Below are 5,307 nucleotides of genomic sequence, written 5' to 3'. Positions count from 1 at the left end.
ATTGTGGTTATATTCTTCCCGAATTAAAACTCTCAACCAGACAGTGGGAATGTCCGGAATGTGGAGCGAAACATGATAGAGACATTAATGCAGCTATAAATCTTATGCAGTATGCAAATATTGCATAAACATGAGTACCGCAAGTTCTGCGGGAATTAACGCCTGTGGAGATTGGCTCTGCGGCGGAACGGTTTTAAAACCGGTCTACGAGCACCCGGTCTATGAAACAGGAAGCCTGGAGTAGATATTTTTCTATGAAAGGTGGAACGGCTCAAAGATACCTGCATCTACCGGAAATATTATGAAATATATAGCGATAAGCCTTCTAATACCAGTACAGCCCGGGATTTAACCTGGTTTATGGTAAAATTAGCCCAGGCTGCCGCTAAAGGGGATAAAGGGGCTAGAGAGGTTATAACTATAATGAAAAAAAATCCGGATAAGAGAATTGGCCGGTATATAGATTCTTCCTATCAGGTGGCCGGTAAAACCGGAACGGTAGAAAAGATGGTGGGAGATATGGCATTGATCTATGCCGGCAAGGAGCCGATTTTAGCCCTGACGGTGATAGTCAGATCCAGGCAGGAGCAGGTGGTTAATGAAAAGGAAGGGGAGGATATAATAGCGGGAATAGCCGAAGCAGTACTAAAAAGGTAAAGAGGAGATGTTTTGATGTATATAGTATATGGCAAAATAGAGCTTTTTTTACCTTACTGTGGGTCGCTCAAGGAAAAGAGGAAAGTGGTAAACAGCATAGTAGATCGGGTAAGAAAGAGGTTTAATATATCGATAGCGGAAGCAGGTTATCATGATTTATGGCAGAGGACTGTTTTAGGCTTTGCTGCTGTAGCTGATGGAGAAAAGAAGGCAGAGATGGTGGCTTCAGTTATACAGGAAACGGTGGAGGGGAGTGATGATCCTCTGGAAATAATCGCTTGGGATGTAGAAATAGTACCTTATCATGATTAAATTAAAAGGGAAACCAGGCGGTTTCCCTTTAAGTTTAGCCTACTCGGGAGCAGGAAGCCTGACACTGGCTGCAGTTTAATTGCTTCTGGCTTTCCTGCCATAGGCGGTCGGCGGTTACGGCCCACTTTCTGGATATTTCTTCACATTTGGCCGTAAGGGTGTCTACCGATTCTAAATCCATGAGCTGGGTGGAATAAGCCCCTGAAGCATGGACTATTTCCCGGAGCTTATGCGGATTATCCAGCAGAGGACAGGGACGCAGATGGTTGTCGTTGAACGGCTGTCCGGCCTGATAATGTTTGAAAAGGTCGCATTTGAGTGCTTCTAAAAGGCTTACTTCTTTTATGTTCACATTCGAGTAATGAATAAAGGCACAGGGTTCTACATCACCATTGGCATTTATGTGGAAGTATCTGCGTCCTCCGGCAATGCATCCTCCGGTATATTCTCCGTCATTCCAGAAATCCATGAGAAAGATAGGTTTGGTATCCCTGAGCTGGCGTATCCGGTGATACATCCATTCCCTCTGCTCCGGAGTAGCCAGAAGCTCCAGTTTGGCATCTTTGCCCAGGGGTATGTAGGTGAAATACCAGCCAAAGATGCAGCCTTTTTCAATCATCAGGTCGATATATTCATCAGAACCAACGGCTGCGGTGTTTTGGCTATGATAACAGGTGGAAAAGCCAAAAGGAACGCCATATTTTTTCAGGATATCCATGGCGGCCATGACTTTTTTAAAGGTTCCCTGGCCCCTGCGCATATCTGTTTCCTCTTCAAAGCCTTCTACACTTATAGCCAGGGCAAAATTACCTGCCTTTTGCATCTCTTGCGCCAGTTCTTCATCTACCAGAGTGCCGTTGGTAAAAGAGAGGAACATACAATCATCATGTTTACGGGCTAGTTTTATAAGGTCTTTTTTGCGGATTAAAGGCTCGCCGCCGGAATAAATATACATATATATTCCCAGTTCTTTACCTTCTTCGATGATGCGGTTCAGGGTTTGATAGTCAAGAGATGAGGTCTTTTCATATTCAGCTGCCCAGCATCCGGTACACTTCAAATTACAGGCGGCAGTAGGATCCATGAGTATGGCCCACGGGATATTACAGCCGTGTTTGGCTCCCATTTTTTCCGCCAGGGGCATTCCGGCCAGGCCGGAGTTGACTACGAAATTAATCAGGACTTTTTGCCGCACATGCGGATGTAGTTCTGTAAAAAGCCGCTCTACATAATGACGCCAGTTATTTCCCGGTTGGTTAAGGATACGTCGAAAATTACGGGCATATTCCTTGTGGTTTTCTTTTACGGCCAGCTTTTCACCCCAGTTTATCAGTTTATTAAGGTTTTCCATGGGGTTTTTCTCCACATAATGCAGGCCTTCCTTAAGTACGACTGAGCTTACGAGCTGTTTAGCAGATTTCATGACCGTTCCTCCTTCCCCTTAAGAATTTTGCTTTCCTGAGGCTCCCTAATAGTACAGGTAATAAGAACCCATAAGCAGAGCCTAGGTTTCCAGGGAGAGTTTCCTCCTCTGGCGGTATTCCCGCAATTTTTTCAGGTCCTGGCGGCAGGTTTCTATTTTATCCAGTTCTTTTTCCAGCAGTTCTCTTAATAAAGGATATTTATCCATGATGGCATTATTAAGGCCATAGTAGATCCACTGTGCCCTTCTTTCCTGATTTATGATACCTGCGGCTTTCAGTTTGCTTAGATGTTTGGAAACATTAGATTGGGTCAGTTCCAGAATATGCTCGATTTCTCCTACGCTCAGGTGCCCCTCCCGCAGTATATTGACGATGCGCAGACGGCTTTTATCGCCCAGGGTTCTTAGTACCTGCACTATTTCCATAAACTTAGCCTCCTTCATATTACTTATTGCTCATATCACCAGGTGGTAATATTACCGTTTGGTAATATGCTAAACCCGGCAGCAGTTTTTGTCAAGGTGGATTTTTGTTTTATGCTTATAAATTGCTGAACAAGAAAATAAAAAGTCGTAAAAAGAGAAAAAAGTGCCTGGCAGGGAGATAGAGCGGAAAAAATTTCGCCTCCGGAGGGAAAAAAATTCCGTTTCCTTTTTACGGAAAGGAACGGTTTGCTTTATACACCATATATTATCTGGGCAAGAAAAATTATTTATGATTGGCATGTTTTTTGCATTATATAAAAAGCGAAGAAAATAAAGAGAGGAGGGGAGAAAGAGTAATCTGTTCTAACCGGGTAACCCAGGGTAATATTAGCCCATTATAAATAGATAGGAGGAATGGTAATGGCAGAAGGTTTAAACCTCAGTATCAAAGACCTGAAGTTGGTATCGGAGAGGCAGAAGCTGGTAGATGTCCTCATGGACCCCAACCAGTATGCCGAGAAGGTGTTAAAGGGTGGAAAAGTAGTAAACGTAATCACCCGGGAGATTTATGAAGCTGATGTAGCTATTCACGGGGAATACATCCTCATGGTAGGGGACTGCTCTTCCCTTATCGGACCGAATACCGAAGTGTATGACATGCAGGGCAAATATATATGCCCGGGATTTATCGATTCCCATATGCATTTTGAAAGTGCCATGCTCACCATCACGGAATTTTCCAGATTATCCATACCCACCGGAACGACCTGTTTAATATCTGACCCGCACGAAATAGGAAACGTATTAGGGCCCATGGGAATAAAGGCTATGTGTGAAGAAGCAGCCTTAATGCCGCAGCATGTATTTTCCCGGGTACCGGCCTTAACCCCTGATTCACCTGGACTGGAGACTGCAGGGTATAATATAACCTCCAAAGACCTGCCGGAAATGCTGAACTATCCTACCGTATCCGGTATAGGGGAGACCCAGGGAGTAAGTGCCGCTAAGGATGTATATAAACACAACCCGGCAGTATTCAGGGACACCATAGTATCCACGGTATATGCAAGAAGCCTGGGCAAAAAAGTGGACGGCAATGCTCCGGAGCTGTTTGGACCGCATCTGGCTGCCCACATCATAGCAGGGGGAACGGACGTATCCTGTCATGAAACAACCACCAAAGAAGAAATGATGGAAAAGCTGCGCTATGGTGTATATGTGCTCATGCGTGAAGGTTCCACCCAGAGGAACATGCCGGAATGCATAAGGGCCATAACCGAAGAAGGCATGGATTCCCGGCGGGCAATACTGGCAACCGATGACATGCTGGCCGAAGACATAGCCAAATACGGGCACATGAATGACATCATCAGAAGGACTATCAAACAGGGAGTAGATCCGGTAGAAGCCATCCAGATGGCAACCATCAACCCGGCGACCTGGCATGGGCTGGATGAAATAGGAGTACTGGCTCCGGGCAAATTAGCGGACATAGCCGTAATCGAAGGCAAACTGGAAGACATGAACGTATCCGAAGTATTTCTGAAAGGGCAGTTAGTAGCCAAAGACGGAAAACTGTTAATAGATCTGCCGAGATACACCTATCCTGACTATGTAAAACATTCGGTAAAGAGGGCGCCGGTAAAACCAGAAGAACTCAAAGTAAAATGCGACAAAGAAGGCAAAGTAACGGTAAGATGCATAGGATTAATCGTCGACCAGAACTTAACTGATGCGGTAGAAGCCGAAATGGTAGCCGAAGGGGGCTATGTAAAACCGGATATAGAAAACGACCTCCTGCCGATAGCCGTAGTAGGAAGACATGGACAACCTGATATAGGAGCCACCTTTGTCAAAGGATTTGGGTTAAAAGCAGGAGCGATAGCCGAGACCGTATCCCATGACACCCACAACATAATCGTAATGGGAACCAACTATGAAGACATGGCCCTGGCCGTAAACCGGATCATAGAACTGCAGGGAGGACTGGTTCTTGTAAAAGACGGCAAAGTAATAGGAGAGCTGCCATTAAGGATAGGTGGCTTAATGACAGATGAGCATACAGCAGAAGAGCTGACCGAAATCATGAGCAACCTGACCCGGATGGCAGCAGAAGAGCTTGGCTGCAAGGTACATGCACCGTTTATGCACTTAGCTTTCCTCTCCCTGTCTACCAGTCCGAAGTGGAAGATAACCGACAAGGGAGTAATTGATGCCAACAACTACTGTGTAATACCGACGATTAAAGAATAATTCCTCAAGGCAAGTGCAAGCGATAAAGAAAGGAGTGTTTTTCAGCATGCGGAAGATTGAAATCGACCCCCGCAATTTCAACCAGCAGTACGAAATCATTGATTTATCACAGCCTATTTACCAGGGGATGCCGCTCTACCCCATCCACCAGAAGACCTTTATCATGGTGAACCAGACCCATGAAGAGAGCCAGAAGGCAACTGGTTCTCCGACCCTTGGATTCTCGGCCCGCAATC

At 45.4% G+C, this 5,307-nt stretch carries 6 protein-coding genes and 1 pseudogene; 5 read left to right on the top strand and 2 right to left on the bottom strand.

Annotated elements, in window-relative coordinates; genetic code table 11:
* Nucleotides 1-11 precede the first annotated feature (11 nt).
* The 3 genes from BUB92_RS10575 to BUB92_RS10565 all read left to right on the top strand — a co-directional run bounded on the left by BUB92_RS10575 (nucleotide 12) and on the right by BUB92_RS10565 (nucleotide 969).
* Nucleotides 12-128 (top strand): zinc ribbon domain-containing protein, encoded by a 117-nt coding sequence (locus tag BUB92_RS10575; RefSeq protein WP_423230212.1) that lies wholly within the window; start codon nucleotides 12-14, stop codon nucleotides 126-128.
* A 133-nt stretch (nucleotides 129-261) separates the two neighbouring features.
* Nucleotides 262-657 (top strand): serine hydrolase, encoded by a 396-nt coding sequence (locus tag BUB92_RS10570; RefSeq protein WP_073093503.1) that lies wholly within the window; start codon nucleotides 262-264, stop codon nucleotides 655-657.
* Between the two features lie 15 nt (nucleotides 658-672).
* A complete protein-coding gene (locus tag BUB92_RS10565; protein WP_073093501.1) occupies nucleotides 673-969 on the top strand; it encodes a DUF503 domain-containing protein in 297 nt (98 codons plus the stop codon).
* 34 nt (nucleotides 970-1,003) lie between these two features.
* Here BUB92_RS10565 and BUB92_RS10560 read toward each other — a convergent pair whose 3' ends face one another.
* Complete coding sequence (locus BUB92_RS10560; protein WP_073093499.1) at nucleotides 1,004-2,392, bottom strand: radical SAM/SPASM domain-containing protein; 1,389 nt, start codon at nucleotides 2,390-2,392, stop codon at nucleotides 1,004-1,006.
* A gap of 81 nt (nucleotides 2,393-2,473) precedes the next feature.
* Nucleotides 2,474-2,818, bottom strand: a complete 345-nt coding sequence (locus BUB92_RS10555) for an ArsR/SmtB family transcription factor (protein WP_073093497.1) — start codon at nucleotides 2,816-2,818, stop codon at nucleotides 2,474-2,476.
* 420 nt (nucleotides 2,819-3,238) lie between these two features.
* On the opposite strand from BUB92_RS10555, the gene BUB92_RS10550 reads away from it, so the two are divergent.
* Nucleotides 3,239-5,071, top strand: coding sequence for an adenine deaminase (locus tag BUB92_RS10550; protein ID WP_073093496.1), 1,833 nt, complete (start codon nucleotides 3,239-3,241; stop codon nucleotides 5,069-5,071).
* A 46-nt stretch (nucleotides 5,072-5,117) separates the two neighbouring features.
* Nucleotides 5,118-5,307, top strand: a pseudogene (locus BUB92_RS10545) (cyclase family protein); the annotation flags it as partial.

Source organism: Thermosyntropha lipolytica DSM 11003 (assembly GCF_900129805.1).
Taxonomy (GTDB): domain Bacteria; phylum Bacillota; class Syntrophomonadia; order Syntrophomonadales; family Syntrophomonadaceae; genus Thermosyntropha; species Thermosyntropha lipolytica.
Note: the sequence above shows the minus strand (reverse complement) of the source record. Positions and strands in the feature narration are given on the sequence as shown.